19 protein-coding genes are annotated in these 20,244 nt (G+C 64.1%); 15 read left to right on the forward strand and 4 right to left on the reverse strand.

From position 1 onward, the window contains the following. From D3872_RS01240 to D3872_RS01255, 4 genes are all read left to right on the forward strand, one after another. Positions 1 to 473: beta-barrel domain-containing protein (locus tag D3872_RS01240; RefSeq protein WP_119809136.1), on the forward strand; the 473-nt coding region annotated here is incomplete at its 5' end. Between the two features lie 2 nt (positions 474 to 475). Then, on the forward strand, positions 476 to 1,834 hold the full coding sequence (locus tag D3872_RS01245) for a TolC family outer membrane protein (RefSeq protein WP_119809095.1): 1,359 nt from the start codon (positions 476 to 478) through the stop codon (positions 1,832 to 1,834). Positions 1,835 to 2,097: 263 nt separating this feature from the next. After that, positions 2,098 to 2,373 (forward strand): CopG family ribbon-helix-helix protein, encoded by a 276-nt coding sequence (locus tag D3872_RS01250; protein ID WP_119809096.1) that lies wholly within the window; start codon positions 2,098 to 2,100, stop codon positions 2,371 to 2,373. After that, positions 2,373 to 2,648, forward strand: a complete 276-nt coding sequence (locus tag D3872_RS01255) for a type II toxin-antitoxin system RelE/ParE family toxin (protein WP_119809097.1) — start codon at positions 2,373 to 2,375, stop codon at positions 2,646 to 2,648. The genes D3872_RS01250 and D3872_RS01255 overlap by 1 nt, the downstream gene beginning before the upstream one ends. A 63-nt stretch (positions 2,649 to 2,711) precedes the next feature. Here D3872_RS01255 and D3872_RS01260 read toward each other — a convergent pair whose 3' ends face one another. Beyond that, positions 2,712 to 3,605 (reverse strand): sulfurtransferase, encoded by an 894-nt coding sequence (locus D3872_RS01260; RefSeq protein WP_182915637.1) that lies wholly within the window; start codon positions 3,603 to 3,605, stop codon positions 2,712 to 2,714. A gap of 114 nt (positions 3,606 to 3,719) precedes the next feature. On the opposite strand from D3872_RS01260, the gene D3872_RS01265 reads away from it, so the two are divergent. Both D3872_RS01265 and dnaE read left to right on the forward strand, forming a co-directional pair. Further along, positions 3,720 to 4,832 carry an acyltransferase family protein gene (locus tag D3872_RS01265; RefSeq protein WP_119809099.1) on the forward strand — a complete coding sequence of 371 codons (1,113 nt, stop codon included), beginning with the start codon at positions 3,720 to 3,722 and terminating at the stop codon, positions 4,830 to 4,832. Between the two features lie 153 nt (positions 4,833 to 4,985). Further along, positions 4,986 to 8,537, forward strand: a complete 3,552-nt coding sequence (gene dnaE, locus D3872_RS01270; protein ID WP_370660931.1) for a DNA polymerase III subunit alpha — start codon at positions 4,986 to 4,988, stop codon at positions 8,535 to 8,537. A gap of 95 nt (positions 8,538 to 8,632) precedes the next feature. On the opposite strand, the gene D3872_RS01275 is transcribed toward dnaE, so the two are convergent. Then, a complete protein-coding gene (locus D3872_RS01275) occupies positions 8,633 to 9,454 on the reverse strand; it encodes a glycosyltransferase family 2 protein (protein ID WP_119809101.1) in 822 nt (273 codons plus the stop codon). Between the two features lie 58 nt (positions 9,455 to 9,512). On the opposite strand from D3872_RS01275, the gene D3872_RS01280 reads away from it, so the two are divergent. The 9 genes from D3872_RS01280 (at position 9,513) to D3872_RS01320 (ending at position 17,846) form a co-directional block, all read left to right on the forward strand. After that, entirely contained in the window at positions 9,513 to 10,763 is a 1,251-nt protein-coding gene (locus tag D3872_RS01280; RefSeq protein WP_119809102.1) for an O-antigen ligase family protein, read from the forward strand. Position 10,764: 1 nt separating this feature from the next. Then, entirely contained in the window at positions 10,765 to 11,397 is a 633-nt protein-coding gene (locus D3872_RS01285) for a hypothetical protein (protein WP_119809103.1), read from the forward strand. After that, a complete protein-coding gene (locus D3872_RS01290; protein WP_147373757.1) occupies positions 11,394 to 11,846 on the forward strand; it encodes a glycosyltransferase family protein in 453 nt (150 codons plus the stop codon). The genes D3872_RS01285 and D3872_RS01290 overlap by 4 nt, the downstream gene beginning before the upstream one ends. A 10-nt stretch (positions 11,847 to 11,856) precedes the next feature. Beyond that, complete coding sequence (gene msbA / locus D3872_RS01295; protein WP_119809105.1) at positions 11,857 to 13,584, forward strand: lipid A export permease/ATP-binding protein MsbA; 1,728 nt, start codon at positions 11,857 to 11,859, stop codon at positions 13,582 to 13,584. Continuing rightward, positions 13,581 to 14,609: a lipopolysaccharide heptosyltransferase II gene (waaF, locus tag D3872_RS01300; protein ID WP_119809106.1), complete on the forward strand. Its 1,029-nt coding sequence runs from the start codon at positions 13,581 to 13,583 to the stop codon at positions 14,607 to 14,609. Before msbA ends, waaF begins: the two co-directional genes overlap by 4 nt. A 147-nt stretch (positions 14,610 to 14,756) precedes the next feature. Beyond that, entirely contained in the window at positions 14,757 to 15,308 is a 552-nt protein-coding gene (locus D3872_RS01305) for a heme NO-binding domain-containing protein (RefSeq protein WP_119809107.1), read from the forward strand. Then, positions 15,305 to 16,552 carry a diguanylate cyclase gene (locus D3872_RS01310; RefSeq protein WP_119809108.1) on the forward strand — a complete coding sequence of 416 codons (1,248 nt, stop codon included), beginning with the start codon at positions 15,305 to 15,307 and terminating at the stop codon, positions 16,550 to 16,552. The genes D3872_RS01305 and D3872_RS01310 overlap by 4 nt, the downstream gene beginning before the upstream one ends. After that, positions 16,437 to 17,534, forward strand: coding sequence for an EAL domain-containing protein (locus D3872_RS26205; protein ID WP_229459102.1), 1,098 nt, complete (start codon positions 16,437 to 16,439; stop codon positions 17,532 to 17,534). The genes D3872_RS01310 and D3872_RS26205 overlap by 116 nt, the downstream gene beginning before the upstream one ends. Before the next feature lie 63 nt (positions 17,535 to 17,597). After that, positions 17,598 to 17,846 carry a hypothetical protein gene (locus D3872_RS01320; protein WP_370660932.1) on the forward strand — a complete coding sequence of 83 codons (249 nt, stop codon included), beginning with the start codon at positions 17,598 to 17,600 and terminating at the stop codon, positions 17,844 to 17,846. Here the strand turns inward: D3872_RS01320 and D3872_RS01325 are convergent. Together D3872_RS01325 and D3872_RS01330 are read right to left on the reverse strand one after the other, a co-directional pair. Next, positions 17,843 to 18,916 carry a substrate-binding domain-containing protein gene (locus D3872_RS01325; RefSeq protein WP_119809110.1) on the reverse strand — a complete coding sequence of 358 codons (1,074 nt, stop codon included), beginning with the start codon at positions 18,914 to 18,916 and terminating at the stop codon, positions 17,843 to 17,845. The genes D3872_RS01320 and D3872_RS01325 overlap by 4 nt on opposite strands. Positions 18,917 to 19,067: 151 nt before the next feature. Beyond that, the gene (locus D3872_RS01330; RefSeq protein ID WP_119809111.1) at positions 19,068 to 20,147 is read right to left on the reverse strand and encodes an RNA-guided endonuclease InsQ/TnpB family protein; all 1,080 of its coding nucleotides are present in this window, start codon (positions 20,145 to 20,147) and stop codon (positions 19,068 to 19,070) included. Positions 20,148 to 20,244 lie beyond the last annotated feature (97 nt).

The following is a 20,244-nucleotide window of genomic DNA, read 5'->3' on the forward strand; positions in this document are numbered from 1 at the left end:
GAGCTGGCCAACGTCGACGTCAAGCGCCGGTGGACGGCACCGTGGTCGGCCTGGCCGTGTTCACCCAGGGCGGCGTGGTATCGCCGGGCTTCCGCATGATGGACATCGTGCCGAGCGGCGACGCGCTGGTGGCCGAAGGCCGCCTGCCGGTCAACCTGGTCGACAAGGTGCACGCCGGCCTGCCGGTCGAACTGATCTTCTCCGCGTTTAACACCAACACCACGCCGCACATCCCGGGCGAAGTGACCCACGTGTCGGCCGACCGTTCGGTCGACGAGCGCACCGGCGAGCCGTTCTACAAAGTGCGCGTCAAGGTGACCGATGCCGGCGCCAAGCTGATCGCCACCAAGAAGCTCGACGTCCAGCCCGGCATGCCGGTGGAACTGTTCGTCAAGACCGGCGAGCGCACCATGATGAACTACCTGATCAAGCCGATCATCGACCGCGCCCAGACTTCGATGAGCGAGGACTGACCATGGCCCCAGTCAAAGCGAACGCAACCGCCAGCCGCCTGCGCCGCGGCGCCTGGGCCATCGGCACCATGCTCGCGCTGCAGGCCGGCAGCGCCGGCGCGGTCAGCCTGCAGCAGGCCTACGAGGCCGCGCTGAAGAACGATCCGGCCTACCGCATGAACTTCTACGAGAACGAGGCCGGCAAGGAAAACCGCATCATCGGCCGCGCCAACCTGCTGCCCAGCCTGTCGGGCAGCTACAACGCCAACCGCATCCGAGCCGACGTGACCCAGCAAGTCGGGGGCAACGAGAACCTTACCCATCCGCGCTACATCAGCCGCAGCGGCGTAGTGCAGCTGCGCCAGCCGCTGGTCAACTTCGACGCCTACGCGCGCTACCGCCAGGGCATCGCGCAGACCGACGAGAGCGCGGCGCGCTTCGAGAGCCACAAGGATGAAGTGGCGGTGCGCGTGGTCAGCGCCTACCTCGACGCGCTGTACGCGCGCGACCAGCTGAACCTGGTACTGGCGCAGCGCAAAGCCTACAGCGAGCAGATGAAGGTCAACGACCGCCTGTTTGAAAAAGGCGAGGGTACCAGGACCGATATGCTCGAAACCCAGGCCCGGCTCGACCTCGCCGAAGCCCAGGTGCTGGAAGCCCAGGACAACCTGACCGCCGCGCGCAACACGCTGGAAGGCGTGATCGGCATGGATCCCGGCGAGCTCGATTCGCTGTCGGCCTCGTTCCGCATCGACCAGCTCGCGCCGGCCGAATTCGACGACTGGCGCCGGACCGCGCTGGCCAGGAACCCCGACCTGCAGGCCGCGCGCCTGGCGGTGGACGTGGCGCAGCAGGAGCTGAACAAGGCGCGCGCCGGCCACGCGCCACGCCTCGATTTCGTCGCCAGTTACAGCAAGAGCGATTCCGAAACGCTGACCCAGCTCAATCAGGAATCGCTCAACCGCTCGGTCGGCATCCAGCTCAACGTGCCGATTTATTCGGGTGGCCAGGTCAGCGCGGTGTCGCGCCAGGCGGTCGCCGCGCGCGAACGCGCCAAGGCCGACCTGGACCGCCGCACCAGCCTTGTGCTGGTCGAGCTGCGCAAGGCGCACAGCCTGATGCTGAGCAGCGTCGCCAAGGTGGATGCACTGGTGAAGGCGGTCAATTCGGGCAAGCTGCTGGTCACCGCGACCGAGCAAAGCATCAAGGGCGGCGTGCGCATCAACCTCGACTTGCTGACCGCCCAGCAGCAGCTGGCCGCCACCCAGCGCGACCTGGCGCAGGCCCGCTACAGCTACCTGATCGGCACTTTGCGCCTGAGGGCGGCGGCGGGAACGCTGACCGGCGAGGACGTGATGAAGGTGGCGCGCTTCTTCGAATAGTGCGTTGTTGGTTTTTCAGTCAATGTTGGTATGAAGATCACTAACTGGAGGGCACGCAATGGCAGCGACATTCGCGCAAGTTCAGCAGCTTTACATCGTTGTGATTCAACTTGATTAGAAAAGATTGATTTCCCCCTTGGCTCGGTGCGAGAATAATCCTGTTGAATCTCCTTCATGATCCAGCGGTGTTGTGCGAGGATCAAAAGTTTTCACATGGCGTATGCGCCCCGTTACGGCCGGCAACGATTAAACTCGGGAAAAGAATGGCACATAGAGAAACCAAAGTCCTTACGGCACACGTTCCTCTGCCGCTGGCCGATAAGGTCGACCAGCTGGCCGCCAAACTTGAGCGATCGCGCGGTTGGATCGTCAAGCAGGCGCTCAGCGCCTGGGTCGACCAGGAAGAGGAGCGGAGCCGGCTCACGCGCGAGGCAATGGCCGACGTGGACGCCGGACGGGTCATCGACCACCAGGCGGTACAGGCATGGGCAGACAGCCTCGGTACGGATCAACCGACACGGGCGCCGGTGGTGGACTGATGGAGTTGCGATGGACCAGCAAGGTATTGTCCGATTTGACGCGACTGTACGACTTTCTGGCCACGGTGAACAAACCTGCGGCGACGCGTGCCGTTCAAGCGCTGACCGCCGCTGCCGTCACGCTGGCGTCAAACCCACGTATTGGCGAACGGCTTGATGAGTTCGAGCCGCGTGAGATTCGGCGCATTCTTGTTGGCAGTTATGAGTTGCGTTACGAAATTACCCAGGCCACGATCTATGTCTTGCGGCTGTGGCATACCCGCGAAGAACGATAGCCCCCGCGAAGACGGAAACGGCAACTGTCGTTACCTTCGCGGAAAATATGCCATGCGGGGCCCTTAAGCTCGCTGATGTTCCTGCGGGGCCGCATTCGTCTGCGACGCATTCTGCATGTCCGCATAGCAATGCGGGCACGACACGCCGTACTCATATTCCGGCGCCAGCTGCTGGCGCGGCGTGACCACGGCGCGGCAGGCGAAACACTGCACGGTGGTGGACGGCTCCAGCTTCGGGCTGAGCGCGGTACGGTAGTCGAACACGAAGCAGTCGCCCGTGTAGTGCTCGCCGCCGACGTCCTCGAAATACTTCAGGATGCCGCCTTCGAGCTGGTACACGTTCTCGTAGCCGATGTTTTGCATGTGGATAGCCGCCTTTTCGCAGCGGATGCCGCCGGTGCAGAAGGTCACCACGGTCTTGTCGGCCAGCGCATCCTTGTTCGCCGCAATCACGTCCGGGAACTCGGTGAACTTGCTGATGCGGTAGTCGATGGTATTGGTAAAGGTGCCCACGTCCACTTCGAAGGCATTGCGCGTGTCGACCATGACAACCGGCTTGCCGTTGTCGTCATGGCCCTGGTCGAGCCAGCGCTTGAGCGTCACAGGTTCGACCGCAGGCGCGCGGCCCAGCTCAGGCTTGATCAGCGGCATGCGCATCGTGATGATCTCGCTCTTGAGCTTGACCAGCATGCGTTTGTGCGATTGTTCTTCCGACAGGCTTTCCTTGACTTCGATATCGGCGAAACGCGGGTCGCTGCGCAGCCAGGCGAGGTAGCCGTCGATATTCTCACGAGTGCCGGACAGGAACATATTGATGCCCTCCGGTGTCAACAGGATGGTGCCCTTGAGCGACAGTTGCTGGCAGATGGCCTGGTACTGAGGACGCATCGCTTCGGTATTGTCGAAGGTGACAAACTTGTAAGCGGCGATATTGATGTAGGAAGTAGCGGATTGCATGGCGGGGGTCAGTGCATAAAGACAGGGCATCATTATAAAGCAATGGCCTTATCCAGAGTGCGGCCGTACAATACTTGCACACGGTATATATCCGACAATTAAAAGCCGTTTCCCATGAGATCGCTGAACATCCCCTATAACCCGCGCACCGACCAGCTGCGTTGGCTGGCGGCAACAATGGTGTTCCTGTTCCATTTCCACGGGCAATGGCGTGGCCTCGGCGGCGCGGCGCTTGAGTCGCCGTGGACGGGGCTAGTGACGGAAGGGCACACCGGGGTAGGGCTGTTCTTCACGCTGTCCGGATTCCTGTTCATGCAGATCGCGCTGCACGTGAAGAGCATTAACTACCGCGATTTCATGCGCAACCGCTTCCTGCGGATCTTCCCGCTGTTCTTCCTCGTTTTCCTGGTCGCCACGTCGATAGGCCGCGACAAATTCCAGCCGCAGGACATCTTCTACCTGTTTGCCACCAACCTCGGCCTGGCGCCGACGTCGCAGACGGTGATCACCGGCGCGGCGTGGACGATTTCGCTCGAATTCATGTTCTACGCAATCTTCCCCTTCCTTGCGCGCTTCGCGATGGAACGCGGCCCGCGCTACCTGTTCAGCCTGCTGGCGCTGCTGTTCTTCTTCAAGGTGGCCGCCTACACCGTCAACCAGAACAGCACGCTGATGTTCTTCAGCACCTTCGTCGGGCGTTTCGACCAGTTCCTGATCGGCATGTTGGCGGCAATGCTGTACCAGCAGCATAGTCTCGCGCTGCACCGCCGCGCAGGATGGCTGGTGCCGCTGACCTTCATGCTGGCGATCGCCGGCAGCGCCTTGCAATCGAAGCTGGGCGCCCTCGGCGTGCAGCCGCGTTCGGCATTCTGGATCGTCTGGTCGACCTTGGAAAGCAGCGTGTGGGCCTGCGTGATCCTGGCGTGGGTGTCGTTCGACAAGGCGCTGCCGGCGTGGCTCGAACGCGTGATGATCCACGGCGGAAAGATCAGCTTCTCGTTCTACCTGCTGCACATGGGCGTGCTGCACGTGGTGGCGCAGGCGATGCACATGTACGGCATGGCGGGGAAGGTTACCTGGGCGCACGCGCTGCTGATGCTGCCGCTTGCCTATGCCGCCACCTGGGCCTTGTCGGCGCTGAGCTACAACACCATCGAGGAACCCTTCCTGCGTATGCGGCGCTGCTACGGCGCGGTCAAGCCGGTGCCGCTGGCTTCGGCGGCCTGAGGAGGATCGGTCTTGCGCGGCGCGGGGCGAAATCGCGCGGGTGGAAGTGTCAAGCATTTTCTGGCAACATCCGCCCCGATGCGCAGCATGATTCCCGCCGACAGCCTCCCGTCACGGTAAAATACCGCTCTTTCTCAGCAGGTGAATCGGAACATGAGCATGGATGTCCTCGAAGTGGGTAGTGAAGCGGCCGTTGCGCCGGCCAAGCCAGTGGCCCCGGCATTCGTCCACCTGCGCGTGCACACCGAGTACTCCATCGCCGACGGCCTGGTGCGGATCGACGATGTCGTGGCCGCCGCCGCCAAGGACAAGCAGCCCGCGCTCGCCGTCACCGACCTGGCCAACCTGTTCGGCATGGTCAAATTCTACAAGGCCGCGCGCGGCAAGGGCGTCAAGCCGGTGATCGGCGTCGACGCCTGGATCACCAACGACGACAACCGCGACAAGCCGAGCCGCCTGCTGCTGCTGGCGAAAAACCGCACCGGCTATCTGCAGCTGTGCGAACTGCTGTCGAAAGCCTGGCTGACCAACCAGCATAAGGGCCGCGCCGAAATCCGTCCCGAGTGGCTGGAAGCGCTTGCCACAAGCACCTCGACCCTGTACCCGGACGAACCCCAGGCCAATGGCCTGATCGCGCTGTCTGGCGCCCATTTCGGCGACGTCGGCACCGCCATCGAGAACGGCAACCTGGCGCTGGCTGAACGCTGCGCGCGCCGCTGGGCGTCGGCATTCCCGGGTCACTTCTATATCGAAGTGCAACGCGCCGGCCAGGCCAACCAGGAAGCCCAGGTGCGCCAGGCGGTGGCGCTGGCGGCCAAGCTTGGCCTGCCGGTGGTGGCCACCCACCCGGTGCAGTTCGTGTCGCGCGACGAGTTCATCGCGCACGAGGCGCGCACCTGTATCGCCGAAGGCGAGATGCTCGCCAACGGCAAGCGCGTCAAGCGTTTCAACGAAGAGATGTGCTTCAAGTCGCAGGCCGAGATGGCGGAGCTGTTCGCCGACATGCCGGCTGCGCTGCAAAACTCGGTCGAAATCGCGAAGCGCTGCAACGTCGTGCTCACGCTCGGCAAGCCGCAGCTGCCTGACTTCCCGACTCCGCCGGGCATGACCATCGATGAATTCCTGGTCGCCGAATCGAAGGCGGGCCTGGAGCTGCGCCTGGAGCACCTGTACCCCGATCCGGTCAAGCGCGAGCAAGCGCGCCCGCGCTACGAGTCGCGCCTGAAGTTCGAGACCGATACGATCTGCAACATGAAGTTCCCCGGCTACTTCCTGATCGTTGCGGAGTTCATCAAGTGGGCCAAGGAAAACGGCGTGCCGGTCGGCCCGGGCCGCGGTTCGGGCGCGGGTTCGCTGGTGGCGTACTGCCTGCTGATTACCGACCTCGACCCGCTCAAGTACAATCTGCTGTTCGAGCGCTTCCTGAACCCGGAACGCGTTTCGATGCCCGACTTCGACATCGACTTTTGCCAGGAAAACCGCGACCGCGTGATCCAGCACGTGAAGGACCTGTACGGGCGCGAAGCGGTGTCCCAGATCGCCACCTTCGGTACCATGGCCGCGAAAGGCGCGATCCGCGACGTCGGCCGCGTGCTCGATTTCGGCTACAACTTCTGCGACGGCGTCTCCAAGCTGATCCCGTTCAAGCCGGGCAAGCCGGTGTCGATCGCCGAGGCCATCGAAGAAGAACCGATGCTCAAGGAGCGCCTCGAAAACGAAGAAGAGGTCAAGCAGCTGCTGGACCTGGCGCAGCAGGTCGAAGGCATCACCCGCAACATCGGCATGCACGCCGGCGGCGTGCTGATCGCCCCCGGCAAGCTGACCGATTTCTGCCCGCTGTACACACAGGGCGGCGAGACCGGTGTGGTGTCGCAGTACGACAAGGACGACGTCGAAGCCGTCGGCCTGGTGAAGTTCGACTTCCTGGGTCTGACCACCTTGACCATCCTCGACCGCGCGGTCAAGTACATCAAGCAGCTCGACCCGGTGGAGAAGGACTTCGACCTGGCGCGCCTGCCGCTCAACGACAAGGGTTCGTACGACCTGCTGACCAAGGCCAAGACGGTCGCGATCTTCCAGCTTGAATCGCGCGGCATGCAGGGCATGCTGAAGGACGCGCGTCCCGACCGCTTCGAGGACATCATCGCGCTGGTGGCGCTGTACCGTCCGGGCCCGATGGACCTGATCCCGGACTTCTGCAAGCGCAAGCACGGCGAGAAGTTCGACTACCCCGATCCGCGCACCGAGTCGATCCTGTCCGAGACCTACGGCATCATGGTCTACCAGGAGCAGGTGATGCAGATGGCGCAGATCGTCGGCGGCTACTCGCTGGGCGGCGCGGACATGCTGCGCCGCGCGATGGGCAAGAAGAAGGCCGAGGAGATGGCGGAGCACCGCGAGATCTTCCGCGCCGGCGCCGCCAAGGACGGGCTGTCGACCGAAAAGGCCGACGAGATCTTCGACCTGATGGAAAAGTTCGCGGGCTACGGCTTCAACAAGTCGCACGCGGCCGCGTACGCGCTGCTGTCGTACCACACCGCCTACCTGAAGGTGCACCATACCGCCGCGTTCATGGCAGCCAACATGTCGCTGGCGATGGAAGACACCGACAAGATCAAGATCCTGGTCGAGGACTCGATCGACGTCTGCCGCCTGACGATGCTCCCGCCGGACATCAACGAGTCGCACTTCCGCTTTACGCCGGAAGGCCCGGCGCCGTCGGTGACAGGCAAGCCCGTGACGAACATCCGCTATGGCCTTGGCGGCGTGAAGGGCTGCGGCCAGGGCGCGATCGAGGCGATCATCGCCGCGCGCGAGAGCGGCGGCAAGTTCAAGGACCTGTTCGACTTCTGCAAGCGGGTCGACCGCAAGCAGATCAACCGCCGCACCATTGAGTCCCTCATTCGCGCCGGCGCGATGGACTGCTTCGGCGTGGATCGCGCCGTCTTGCTGGCGTCGGTGGCGTTTGCGGTGGAAGTGGCCGACCAGGCAGCGGCGTCGATCAACCAGGTCAGCCTGTTCGGCGGCGACGACAGTGACTTGGTGGCGCCTCCGGAGTACGTGAAGGTGCTGCCGTGGACCGACAAGCAGAAGCTGTCCGAGGAAAAAGTCGCGCTCGGCTTCTACCTGTCCGGCCACATGTTCGACTCGTATGCCGGTGAAGTGCGCCGCTTCGCACGCACCAAGCTGGCCGACCTCGACCCGTCGCGCGAGCCGCGCATGCTGTGCGGCGTGATCACCGGCGTGCGTCCGCAGATGACCCAGCGCGGCAAGATCCTGATCGTCACGCTGGACGACAAGACCGCGGTGGTGGAAGTGACGGTGTACAGCGAGGTGTTCGAGGCGAACAAGAACATCTTCAAGGAAGACGATTTCCTGCTGGTGGTGGGCAAGGTGTCGGAAGACCGCTTCAACGGCGGCCTGCGCATCACGGCGGAGAAGGTGTACGACCTGACCGCTTCGCGCATCCATTACGGCCGCCAGCTTGGCATGTACCTGCCGCAACCGGTGCCGACGGCGAAGATGGCCGAGGTGCTCAAGCCGCACCGCATGCAGGAGGGCCTGCCGCTGGCGGTGCGCTACAAGCCGGAGGGCGTCGACTGCACGCTGCAGCTGGGCGACGACTGGCTGGTGGCGCCATCCGATGCGCTGACCTTGGCGCTCGAGCAGGTGCTGGGTGCAAAAGAAGTCGCGATCGAGTATTAAGAAAGGCGGCGGATGCGGCCTGCGGCCTTATCCGCCCTACGAAATCATGCATGGGACGTAGGGCGGATAAGCGAAGCGCATCCGCGTGCCCGCATCTAGGCATGCTCGGCCAACCCCTGTATCGCCCGCACCGTCCCGTCCTTCGCCCTTTGCACCACCACCTTCCTGTTACTGGACTCCTGGTCCCGCACCGCCTCCTTGTGCCAGAGGTGGAACACCTCGGTCGCAAACGCCCCGTCCTTGCGCATCACCCCCGCATTAAACAGCCGCACCACGAGGTCCGAATCCTCATGTCCCCACCCGGTAAAGCTCTCATCGAAGCCATTCACCCTATCCAGGTCCTTGCGCCAGACGCCCAGGTTGCAGCTCTTGATGCGGCGCCATGAAAACTTGCGCCGGTGCCGCCCTATGTCCGGCCACTGCACCAGCAGCTGCGCCACCTTGTTGATATGTCCCTTGAAGCGGTACGCCAGCTTCTCGCCCACCCCCGCGCGGGGCAGGTCGATCCGTTCGGCCAGCACCCGGGCGGTCAGGGCAGGGCTGAGCAGCACCCGGCTGCCCGACACCAGGTAGCCGTGCTCCGCCAGCTTGCGGTGCTGGGAGATAAAGTCGCTTTGCGGGATGCAGTCGCCGTCCAGGAACACGATGTATTCGCCGCTCGCCGCCAGCGTGGCGCGGTTGCGCGCCATCGCCGCGCGGAAGCCAAGGTCCTCCTGCCACACGTGCAGGAGCGGCACCGGGGAGCGGGCCCTCAGCTGGTCGATGCAGTCCTTCGTGTTGGCAGTGGAGCCGTCATCAGCGATAATGATCTCGAAATTTAGATCATCCTGGCCGAAACACGCCTCGACGACCGCCCGAAGGGCGTCCGGACGGTTCCAGGTCGTAATGACGACGGAGATTGTTGGCGCGCGCTGCATGTCGGCGAACGTGCTTCTCAGTTAACTGAAGTCTTCAGCATATCCCACCCATGAATGAATGAACAATAGCCTTCTCAATCGAACGCCCTCCAAGCAGGCGATAACCGCCATCCTGATGTTCCTGTTCCCGTTTCTGAGCCTGGTCACCCCGTTCGGCGTCGGGCTTTGCAGCTTCCTTTTCCTGATTGCGGGTGTCTTTGTACTCCGCGACGGTAACAGCGCCTTGCGCCGCCACTGGCCGTCGTTGCGCTGGGTGATCCTGCCCTTCCTGTTGAATTTCCTGTTCGTACTGGGCTGCTACCTGCTGCGCGACCACGCGCTCGGCGCGGTCGAAAAGCCAGTGCGCATGCTGCTGGCCGTGTCGGCGCTGGCGCTGGTCCTGGCCGCCAAGCCGGACCGCAAGGCCCTGTGGTGGGGTGTGATCGGGGGCGCCGCGGGCGCGCTGCTACTGGTCGGCTACCAGCGTGTGTTCCTCGACATGGACCGCCCCGGCGGCCTGCTCAACGCGATCACCTTCGGCGACATCGCCCTGTCGCTCGCGCTGCTGGCGCTGGCCGCCACCGTCGATGTTCGCGCCCACCGCCAGGTAGTGTGGCCTGCACTGGGCGCCGTCGCCGGGCTGGTGGCCTCCATCATGACGGGCACGCGCGGCGGCTGGCTCGGGCTGGCGCTGGCCGCGCTGGTGTTCGTCGCGTATGGTCACGTCCTCCGAAGCTGGCGTTCCCGCGTGATGGTTGTGTCCAGCTTCGCGCTGGTGGTGGCGACCTACTTCATTCCGGCCACCGGCGTGCAGGAACGCGTGCACCAGGGCGTGGCCGAGGCCACCGTCTGGTTCGATGGCGGCAGTGCCTTCAGCAACGTCGGCACCCGCCTCGAACTGTGGAAGGCGGCCGCCACGATGATCGAGGAGGCACCGCTGCTCGGACGCGGCGAGGCGGACTACCTGCAGGCGCTGAAGGAGATGGTGGCGGCCGGCCAGCTCGATCCGGTGGTGCTCACGCTGCCGCATTTCCATAACGAGAGCCTGCAGGCGCTGGTGACCGGCGGCGTGGTGGGCTTTGCGATCTGGGCCGGCATGATGCTGGCGCCCTTCATGTTCTTTGCGCACGCCCTGCGCGAGCGCAAGGCCAGCGCCCAGGAATTCGCGCTGGCGCTGGCTGGTATCCTGCTGGTGACGGGCTATGTCGGCTTCGGGCTGACCGAAGTGATCTTCTGGTCGATCAAGGGCAGCCTGTTCTACGCGCTGATGGTGTTCCTGCTCATGGGCCTTTACCTCAACGCGAAAGAATCGCATCTCCAGGGTCACTGATATGCCAAATACAATCAACGTCGTCGAGCCTTCGCTGACCACGGCCGCCGGCCACTGCTACAGCTTCATCACCGCGCTGAGCCGGCGGGCAGACGAATCGCGCCGGCTGCGCCTGTGGGCCGACCGCAAGATCGAGGTGAGCTTCGGCGCCGATGTCGAAGTGAAGAAATGCTTCTTCCGCCGCATCCGCAAGGTGCAGAGCTATTTCCTGTACAAGGACCTGATCAAGGCGCCGGGCAAGCTGTTCGTCTCGACCGCCCGCTACGCCGACCTCCTGATGATCGACTGGGCTGCGGCGGGCCTCATCCCGCCGAAGAAGGTCTACCTGTACGTCCACTGGTTCAAGCCGAGCGAGCGCAAGATGGCGCGCCTGCGGGCGATCGCGCGGCGCCAGCCCAACCTCGAAATCTACGGGCCGACGCCTTCCGTCACTACCGTGTTCGAGCAGGCCGGCTTCGCCAATGCGCGCGTGGTACCCTATCCGATCTCGCAGCCGGGCGGACAGGCCGCCCCCGGGGAGCACGCCTTCAAGCACCTGCTGTTCGCCGGCGCCGCCCGCAGCGACAAGGGATTTTCCGAAGTCGTCAGCCTGGTGGAGCACATGCACAAGCTTGGGCTACGAATCCCGTGGTGATGCAGACCTCCGCCGAGCAGGCCGGCAAGTACGACGCCTCGGTGCGCGCCGACCTGGCGCGCCTGGAAGGCATCGGCTACCCGCAGCTGGACATCCGCGGGACGACGCTGTCGCCGGACGAGTACGCGGACCTGTTCAAGGGCGCGGTATGCCTGCAGCTGTACGACGCGCAGGCTTTCGCGGACCGCATCAGCGGCGTGACGCTGGACGCCTTCTCGCACGGCAGCCCGGTGATCTCGACGCCGGGATCGTGGATCGCGCGCATGGTCGAGCGCTTCGACGCCGGCAGCGTGGTGCCGGACACCTCGCCCGAAACTGTGCTGGCGGCGGTGCAGCAGCAGATCGCCGGCTACGGCGCCCTGGCGGCGCGCGCGGCCGCAGCCGGCGCTGTCCTGCAGGAAGAGAACAGCGCGCAAACCTTGTTTGACCTTTTGACCACACGCGCCTGACGCAAACACAATGAAAAACCAGACCGTGGCCGAGCGCCTGTTCAAGATCGTAAAGCCTTACCGCGGGCGCGCTTTCATGTCGCTGCTGGCGATGGCCGTCGCGGCGTCCACCCAGCCGATGCTCGGCTGGGCGCTGCAGCTCCTGCTCGACAAGGGCTTCGGTCCCAACAAGGTGGAATTCAGCCTGTGGCTGGTGCCGCTGATCCTGCTGTCGATCTTCCTCGTGCGCGGCGTGTCCACCTTTGCCACGGCTTACCTGAACAACTGGATCATGAGCCGCGTGCTCAACGACCTGCGCCGCATGGTGTTCGAGAAGCTGCTGCGCCTTCCGGTGGCGCGCTTCCACGAGGAGTCCACCGGCAAGGTGATCAACACCGTCATCGGCGACGTGCGCCAGGTAGTCGACATGATCAACTCGGTGTTCCTCGCCTTCGTGCGCGATACGCTGACCATCATCGGCCTGCTGGCCGGCCTGCTGTTCCTGAACTGGCAGCTGACGCTGATCGCGCTGGTCGTCATTCCGCTGACCGCGGCGATCGTGCGCACCACCACCAAGCGCCTGCGCCGCCTGAATCGCGAAAACCAGCGCGTCACCGCCGAAATGACGCAAGTGGTGGAGGAGGCGGCGCGCGGCCACCAGGTCATCCGCGTGTTCTCCGGCGAGAAGTACGAGCGCCGCCGCTTCGAGCAACGCAGCGACGCGCTTCGCGGCTTCACCCAGCGCGCAACGGTGGCTGCCGCCGCGACGGTGCCAATCACGCAGATCGGCACCGCGATGGCGGTCTCGGTGGTCATCGTGATGGCGCTGCGCTCGCAGATGACGGTGGGCGAATTCACCAACTTCGTCACGCTGATGCTGATGCTGCTGCAGCCGCTGAAGGCGCTGGTCGAAGTCAACGGCCCTATGCAGCGCGGCATGGCGGCGGCCGAAACCGTGTTCGGCATGATCGACGCGCCGGTGGAACCCGATCCGGGCACGAAGGTGCTGGGCCGCGCCCGCGGCCACCTGAAGCTCGAGGACGTATCGTTCCGCTACTCCGAACAGAACCCGCTGGCGCTGGACCGCGTCAACCTGGAAGTGCTGCCCGGCCAGACCGTGGCGCTGGTGGGCGTGTCCGGCGGCGGCAAATCCACCTTCGTCAACCTGGTAACCCGCTTCTATGCGCCCAACGCCGGCCACCTCACGCTGGACGGCGTGCCGTACGAAGAGATCGCACTGACCAGCCTGCGCGCCCAGCTGGCGATGGTGAGCCAGAACGTGGTGCTGTTCGACGACACGCTCGGCGCCAACATCGCCTACGGCGCGGAAGTCGTGGACCAGGCGCGCCTGTCCGCCGCCATCAAGGCGGCTCACCTGTCGGACGTGGTTGCCGCGCTGCCCGAAGGCGTGGACACGCAGATCGGCGAGAACGGCATGCGCCTGTCCGGCGGCCAGCGCCAGCGCGTGGCGATCGCCCGCGCCATCTACAAGGACGCGCCGATCCTGATCCTGGACGAAGCGACATCCGCCCTCGACAACGAATCCGAACGCGCAGTGCAGGCCGCGCTCGACACCCTGATGGCGGGGCGCACCACGCTGGTCATCGCTCACCGCCTGTCCACCATCGAGCGCGCCGACCGCATCGTGGTGATGGAGCAGGGCCGCATCGTCGAGGCAGGGCGCCATGACGAGCTGCTGGCGGCGAACGGCATGTACGCCAACCTCTACCGTCTCCAGTTCACCAAGACCGAAGCATGAGCACTCCACGCACCCTGATTATTTCGCCCAACTGGATCGGTGACGCCGTGATGGCGCAGCCGCTGCTCCAGCTGCTTAGGAAGCAGCATCCGTCACGCCCGATCGATGTGCTGGCGCCGCCGTCGGTGGCGCCGGTATGGCGCGCGATGAAGGAGGTCGACAGCGTGCTGGTGACGCCTTTCCGTCACGGCGCGCTGCAGCTGCGCGAACGCTGGAACTACGCACAGGTGTTGCGCCAGCGCGGCTATGCCGATGCCTACGTGCTGCCCAATACCCTCAAGTACGCGCTGATTCCGTGGCTGGCGGGTATTCCGGAGCGGGTCGGCTACAAGGGCGAGATGCGTTACGGCCTGCTCAACCGGCTGCACCACGACGATATTCCGCCGCGCCCGATGGTGTCGTTCTACGCGGCGCTGGCCGATGCGCCCCGGGACCGCTTGCGCGCCAACGTGCAGCGTCCGACGCTGACGGTAAGTCGGGATCAGTCGGATGCAGCCCGTGCCCAGCATGGCCTTGTGCCCGGCAGGCCGCTGGTCATGTTTGCGCCGGGCGCGGAGTTCGGATCGGCCAAGCGCTGGCCCGCGTCGCACTTCGCGGCGCTGGCGCGGGAGATCATGCAGGAGAATCCGGATGCGCAGGTGGCCTTGCTCGGATCGCCCAAGGACAGGGAAGTGTGCGAGGAGATTGTCGCGCTGGCGCGGGCCGACTCGGTCCGCGTAAGTAACCTTGCCGGCGCCACGAAGCTGGATGAGGCGGTGGCGCTGATCGCTTCCGCCGATGCCGTGGTGTCCAACGACTCTGGCCTGCTGCATATCGCCTCGGCGCTCAATCGCCCGGTGTTGGCGATCTACGGGCCGACCGATCCCGCCCACGCGCCACCGTTTTCCGATATGGCGAAATCGCTGTCGCTGCGGCTCGACTGCGCGCCTTGCCGCGAGCGCGAGTGTCCGCTCGGGCATCATGCATGCATGCGCAAGCTGAGCGCGGATATGGTGTGGCATGAATTGAGGCCGATGCTCGACTAGCAGGACGGCTGAGCGTGTTGCAAACTGGCGACATTAACCCGGCGCGCAGCAGCTCCTTACCCACCTTGGGTAAGGCCGCAAAGAATCGATAGCCCGCCCTTATCTTCGCCGATATACTCATTTTCATAATACAAATGAGGGGGCCGAATGAAAGGCGTCATATTTGTGGAGTTTATGGAGCTGGTTGAATCGCGCATGGGCCTCGACATGCTCGACCGGATCATCGGTGAAGCCGACTTGCCCAACGATGGCGCCTATACTTCGGTGGGCACCTACGACCACGCGGAACTGGTGCGCATGGTCACCGCCCTGTCGAATGCGACCGGCGTGTCGACGCCGCAGCTGATCCTGATGTTCGGCGAACACCTGTTCACCCGCTTCAGCGTCGGCTATCCGGCCCTGTTTGTCGAGGCGCACAATACCTTCGAATTCCTGGAGCGGATCGACGGCGTGATCCACGTCGAAGTGCGCAAGCTGTATCCGGACGCTGAACTGCCAAGCCTGTCCTGCACCCGGCCGGCGCCGGGCGAGCTGGAACTCCTCTACAGATCACCGCGCGGTTTTGCCGACCTGGCCGAAGGCCTGATCAATGGCTGCATCAGGCACTTCGGCGAAGCGATCACGGTGGTCCGCACCAACCTCGAGAAGGAAGGCAACATGCACCGGGCGCGCTTCCAGCTGGCGCACGCGAACCCATGATGGACCAGCTGGCCAGCACGGTCGCATCGCGCAGCCTCGCGCGCGAGCGGGCGGCGCGCAAGGAGGCTGAAAGCCTGCTCGAAAAAAAGAGCCGCGAGCTGTACGACATCAACCTCATCCTCAACCAGCGCCAGCTGAACGCCCACCGGCAAGAAAGCGAAAGCCGCTACCGGACCCTGGTCGAACTGATGCCCGACGCGATCTGGATCCACAGCGGCGGCAAGATCGTCTTCATGAATCCGGCGGCGCAGCGCCTGTTCGGCGCCAGCGCGCCCGAGCAGCTGCTGGGGACCGAGGCGCTGGCGCGGATACCTGAAGATTTCCGCGCCCAGATGGCGCAAGGCATATTCGGCAACCTGGCTGCAGCCCAGAAACAGCCGCGCCGCGCGCTGCGCGTGGCACGCCTCGACGGCTCGCTGGTCGACGTCGAGTTCTTCGGCTGCGCGATCCGCTTCAACGATGCCGCTTCGGTCATGAACGTCGCGCACGACATCACCGAACGGCGCCTGCACGAGATGGCGATCGAACACCAGGCCACGCACGACCTGCTGACCGGCCTGCCAAACCGCGCTCTGTTCCTCGACCGCCTGACGCACGCAATCCGGCGCGCGGAGCGCCACGGCGACCGGCTGGCAGTGATGTTCATCGACCTCGACAAGTTCAAGAACATCAACGACACGCTGGGGCATGCCAGCGGCGACAACCTGCTGCGCATGGTGGCCGCCCACCTCAAGCAATGCGTGCGGGCGTCCGACACGGTGGCGCGGCTGGGCGGCGACGAATTCGTGCTGCTGCTCGATGAGCCGCTGGGCGAAACCATGCCGGCCACGATCGCCGCGTGCGTGGCGCAGCGGCTGGGCGAGCCGGTCATGCTGGGCGGCCAGGAGCATGTGGTCACCGGCAGCATCGCGCATCAGTCTTTCCCCCAGACGGGACGGACGCGCCGAGGCGCTGCTGCGCCACGCCGACATCGCGATGTACCGCGCCAAGGAAAGCGGGCGCGACAGCTTCCAGTTCTTCACGCAGGAGATGCAGAACCTGCTCGACGCCCGCGTCGCGCTCGAGCAGGGCCTGCACCGCGCCTTGCAGCGCAACGAGTTCGTGCTGCACTTCCAGCCGCAGGTGAACCTGCGCAGCGGCAGGATCGTCGGCATGGAAGCGCTGCTGCGCTGGCAGTCGCCCGAACTGGGACTGGTCCCGCCGCTGCAGTTCATCCCGGTGGCCGAGGAGAGCAACCTGATTAACGCGATCGGGATGTGGGTGTTGGACAAGGCTTGCGCCACCCTGCGCGCCTGGCTCGATGCCGGTTTGCCGGTGGTGCCGATCGCGGTCAACGTCGCTGCCTCGCAGTTCTCCGACCAGGGCATGGACCAGCTGGTGCGCGCCACGCTTGAACGGCACGGCGTCGAACCACGGCTGCTCGAACTCGAGCTGACCGAAAGCCTGTCTATGGAAAACCCGGAGGCGTCGATCGAACTGATGCGCCGCCTGAACGCGACCGGTATCGGCATGTCGATCGACGACTTCGGCACCGGCTACTCGAACCTGAGCTACCTGAAGCGCTTCCCGGTCCACAAGCTGAAGATCGACCAGTCGTTCACGCGCGGACTGACCAGCGACCCGGAAGACCGCTCGATCGTGACGGCGGTGATCCGCATGGCGCACAGCCTCGGGCTGTGCGCGATTGCCGAAGGCGTCGAAACCGAGGGCCAGCTGCGCGTGCTAGCGGCCGAAGGCTGCGACGAAATCCAGGGCTATTATTTCAGCCGCCCGCTACCGGAGCAGGCGATGGTGGCAATGCTGGAGCGCGGCTTGCGCATGGATCTGGCGCCGCTGGCGCCTTCCGTGAGGCGCCGCACGGTGCTGCTGGTCGATGACGAACCGCAGGTGCTGTCGACCTTCCGCAAGGTGCTCGACGGGCGCGGCTACGACGTGATGACGGCGCACGGCGTGGCCGAAGCGTATGAACTGCTGGCCGGGCATGAGGTAGGGGTGGTGATCTCCGACCAGGAGCTGCTTGGGCACACGGGAATCGACTTCTTCCAGCGCATCAAGAGGATGTATCCGCGCACCGTGCGCGTGCTAATGACAGCGGACATCAGCCCGGCCAACCTTGCCGACGCCATCAACAAGGGCGCGATCTACAAGTTTGTCGCCAAGCCGTGGCAGGATGAGGCAATGGTGGCGCTGCTGGCCAGCGCGTTCGCCCACTACGAGCGGCTGTAGGGCGCCCCCTTGGCTGCGCCAGTTCGCCTCGAGCTGTTGTACGATAATGCCTGATAACTCCTCATGGAGCAGGCGATGTACATGGTGTACTGGACGATTGTCGACGAGGATGCTGCCACTCCCCACGCCCAGGGTTTCGACACCAGCGAGATGGTGGCGGCAATGACCTTCATGGAAGCGCTGCGCAAGCGCCAGCGCGCGGGCGAGGGCGTGCAGTTCATTACCATGTGCTCCGAACATCCTGACCTGGTCGGCCATCCCGGCGTCGACGTCACAGGTCCCGACTACAACTGGAAAAAGCGCCGCCGCTAAGCCGCGCCGAAGGCTTCGTCCAGCGACAATATCCTGCCGGTGTCGGCAGCATCGTATCCGGTCAGTTCGTCGACCCGCGCATGATATTCCGGTGTTTGCAGGATGGCGATGAACTGCCGCATCAGCGGTTCGCCGGCGGCGTCGAGCCGCATCGCGAAGAAGTAGCGTTCGCGCACCAGTGGAATGAAATCCAGGCCGAAGCGCTGCGCGGCCGTGCGTACCCCGAAGCCTACGTCCGCCATGCCGCTGGCGATATATGCCGCCACCGCCGAATGGGTGAATTCGGCGCTGCTGAAGCCGCCGATATCGTGCGGCGACACGCCCTGCGCGGACAGCATCAGTTCGAGCAGCATGCGCGTACCCGAGCCGACCTGCCGGTTAACGAAGCGCACGCCGGGCCGGGCCAGGTCGGCGAGTTCCGCGATGGACAGGGGATTGCCCGCGGCGACAAACAGGCCCTGGTGGCGCACCGCGAGCTGGACCAGGCAATGCTGGCCAGGATCGAGCCAGCGCGTGTACCAGGCCATCGCCGCCTTTTCGTATTCGCCGCATGGCACGTGGAAGCCGGCCAGGTCGCACTCGCGGCGCGCCAGCGCCGCCACCGCATCGGTGCTGTTCCGGTAGCGCAGTTCGATCGGCATCTCGACCTTGTCCAGGTGGGCCATCAGCGCGGCCACCGCGAATCCGTGGCTGGCGTCCATGCGGATCATCTGCAGTTTTTCGGCCGCCATCTTCCCCAGTTCGCTTTCCAGTTCGGACGCCAGGCTGTCGAGCGTCGGCGACAGGCGGGCGGCGATGCGGCGGTCGGCCCAGACCAGTTTTTCGGCCAGCGGCGTCAGGCTGGTTCCACGCCCGCGCCCGGTCTGGAGCAGGCTGGCGCCGAACAGCCGTTCAGCCTCGCGCAGCAGTCCCCAGGCGTAGCGATACGACAGCTTGACCGATTTCGCCGCCTGCGCGATCGAGCCCTGGTCCTGTACAGCTAGCAGCAGACTGAGCAGTGCCGACGTGTCCAGCGGCGCTTGCGCATCGAAACTAATTTCCCAGTGGGGACGGATTTGAACTTTGAACATAGGCTAAAAATAGCCTATTTTGAACATTCATGCACCGTGTTATTCTCCAAAACTACGAGTAGAAATGTAGGCTAAATATGCTTTTTTTGAGCATATTTGCGTGCGGGCCCGAGATTAAACTGGAACCACGAACATTGACGTCCTCCCCAACCTATAGGTTGGGGATTCCTACAGCTAGCGTCGCACGTCCGCGACGGAGAATGTTTATCGCAGCATTGAGATCACGATCATGTACCGCTCCGCAATCACAACAACGCCATTCTTTCGCATGTTCTGTGAACATGCTTCCAAGGTCTGCGATACCTTTCGGTCCCGCCCTTGGGCATCGAATCTGGAAAAGATTTTCGCAATCCGAGCAGATCTGGGTGGTAAAGCTTTCGTTCACTTCTTCAAACCAGGCGCCATGCTTAACAGCCTTGTACGCCAGTTGTGTGCGGAAGGACGACCAGCCGACATCGTAGACGGACTTCGCCATGCTGGTCTTGGCGAGCGCGGAAGCATTGATATTACCGACCACAATGTAGTCGAACGCGCCGACAATGGCGCTGGTGCAGGTGTGCAGGTAATGGCGGCGGCAATTGGCAATCTTTGCGTGGATCGCCGCGACCCGCTTCTTCTTGCGCGCGCGCTGGGCAACCGCCAGCGCCGCCTCACTGGCACGGTAGATGTGCGGCGCCGCGATGCGACTGCCGTCGCTCAGCATGGCCAGGTCTTTCAGACCAAGGTCGATTCCCACACCGCGCACCGGCAAGCGGGCAGGCGGCGCCGGTACTTCAAGGACGATATTGAGGAACCAGTTGCCGCGCCGGTCGCGCGAGAAGTTGGTCCCGTCGGTGATTTTGCCCTCGGGCAGCGCGCGCGAATGGAACACGCGGAAGGTATTGCCGGCGAAGCGGAAGGCATTGCCTTCGCGTTTCAGTTCACGTCCTTTCAACGGCACCCAGCCCGAGGACTTCCTGCCCCGATAGCGAAGGTAGGGACGGCGCGACTGGAAGCGCGACCTGGCGTACTGCTGGCACACGTCGTTGACCGTACCCGAGTGAAGGCCAAGCTCCTTGCTGCACCCGGTGGTGAGCTTGATCAGGTCGAAACCGGTATGCCAGCGGCGACCGAAACGCAGCGCGTCCTTTTGTCTGTCGTTGCAGTAGTTCCAGACGAAGTTGACTGCCCGGGCCTGCTTGTTCAACAAGCCGGTCAGCGACTTGACGCGGTAGCGGTAAACCAGTTTCATCCAGGTTCGACAGTCATTCTCGGCCATGGTTCCACACTTAAGACCAAGACATCGACTGCTGCGCAGTCGGCTCCTTTCACTCCCCGTCCCGAAGGAC

The sequence above is a fragment of the Massilia cavernae genome, from assembly GCF_003590855.1.
Classification (GTDB): domain Bacteria; phylum Pseudomonadota; class Gammaproteobacteria; order Burkholderiales; family Burkholderiaceae_D; genus Telluria_A; species Telluria_A cavernae.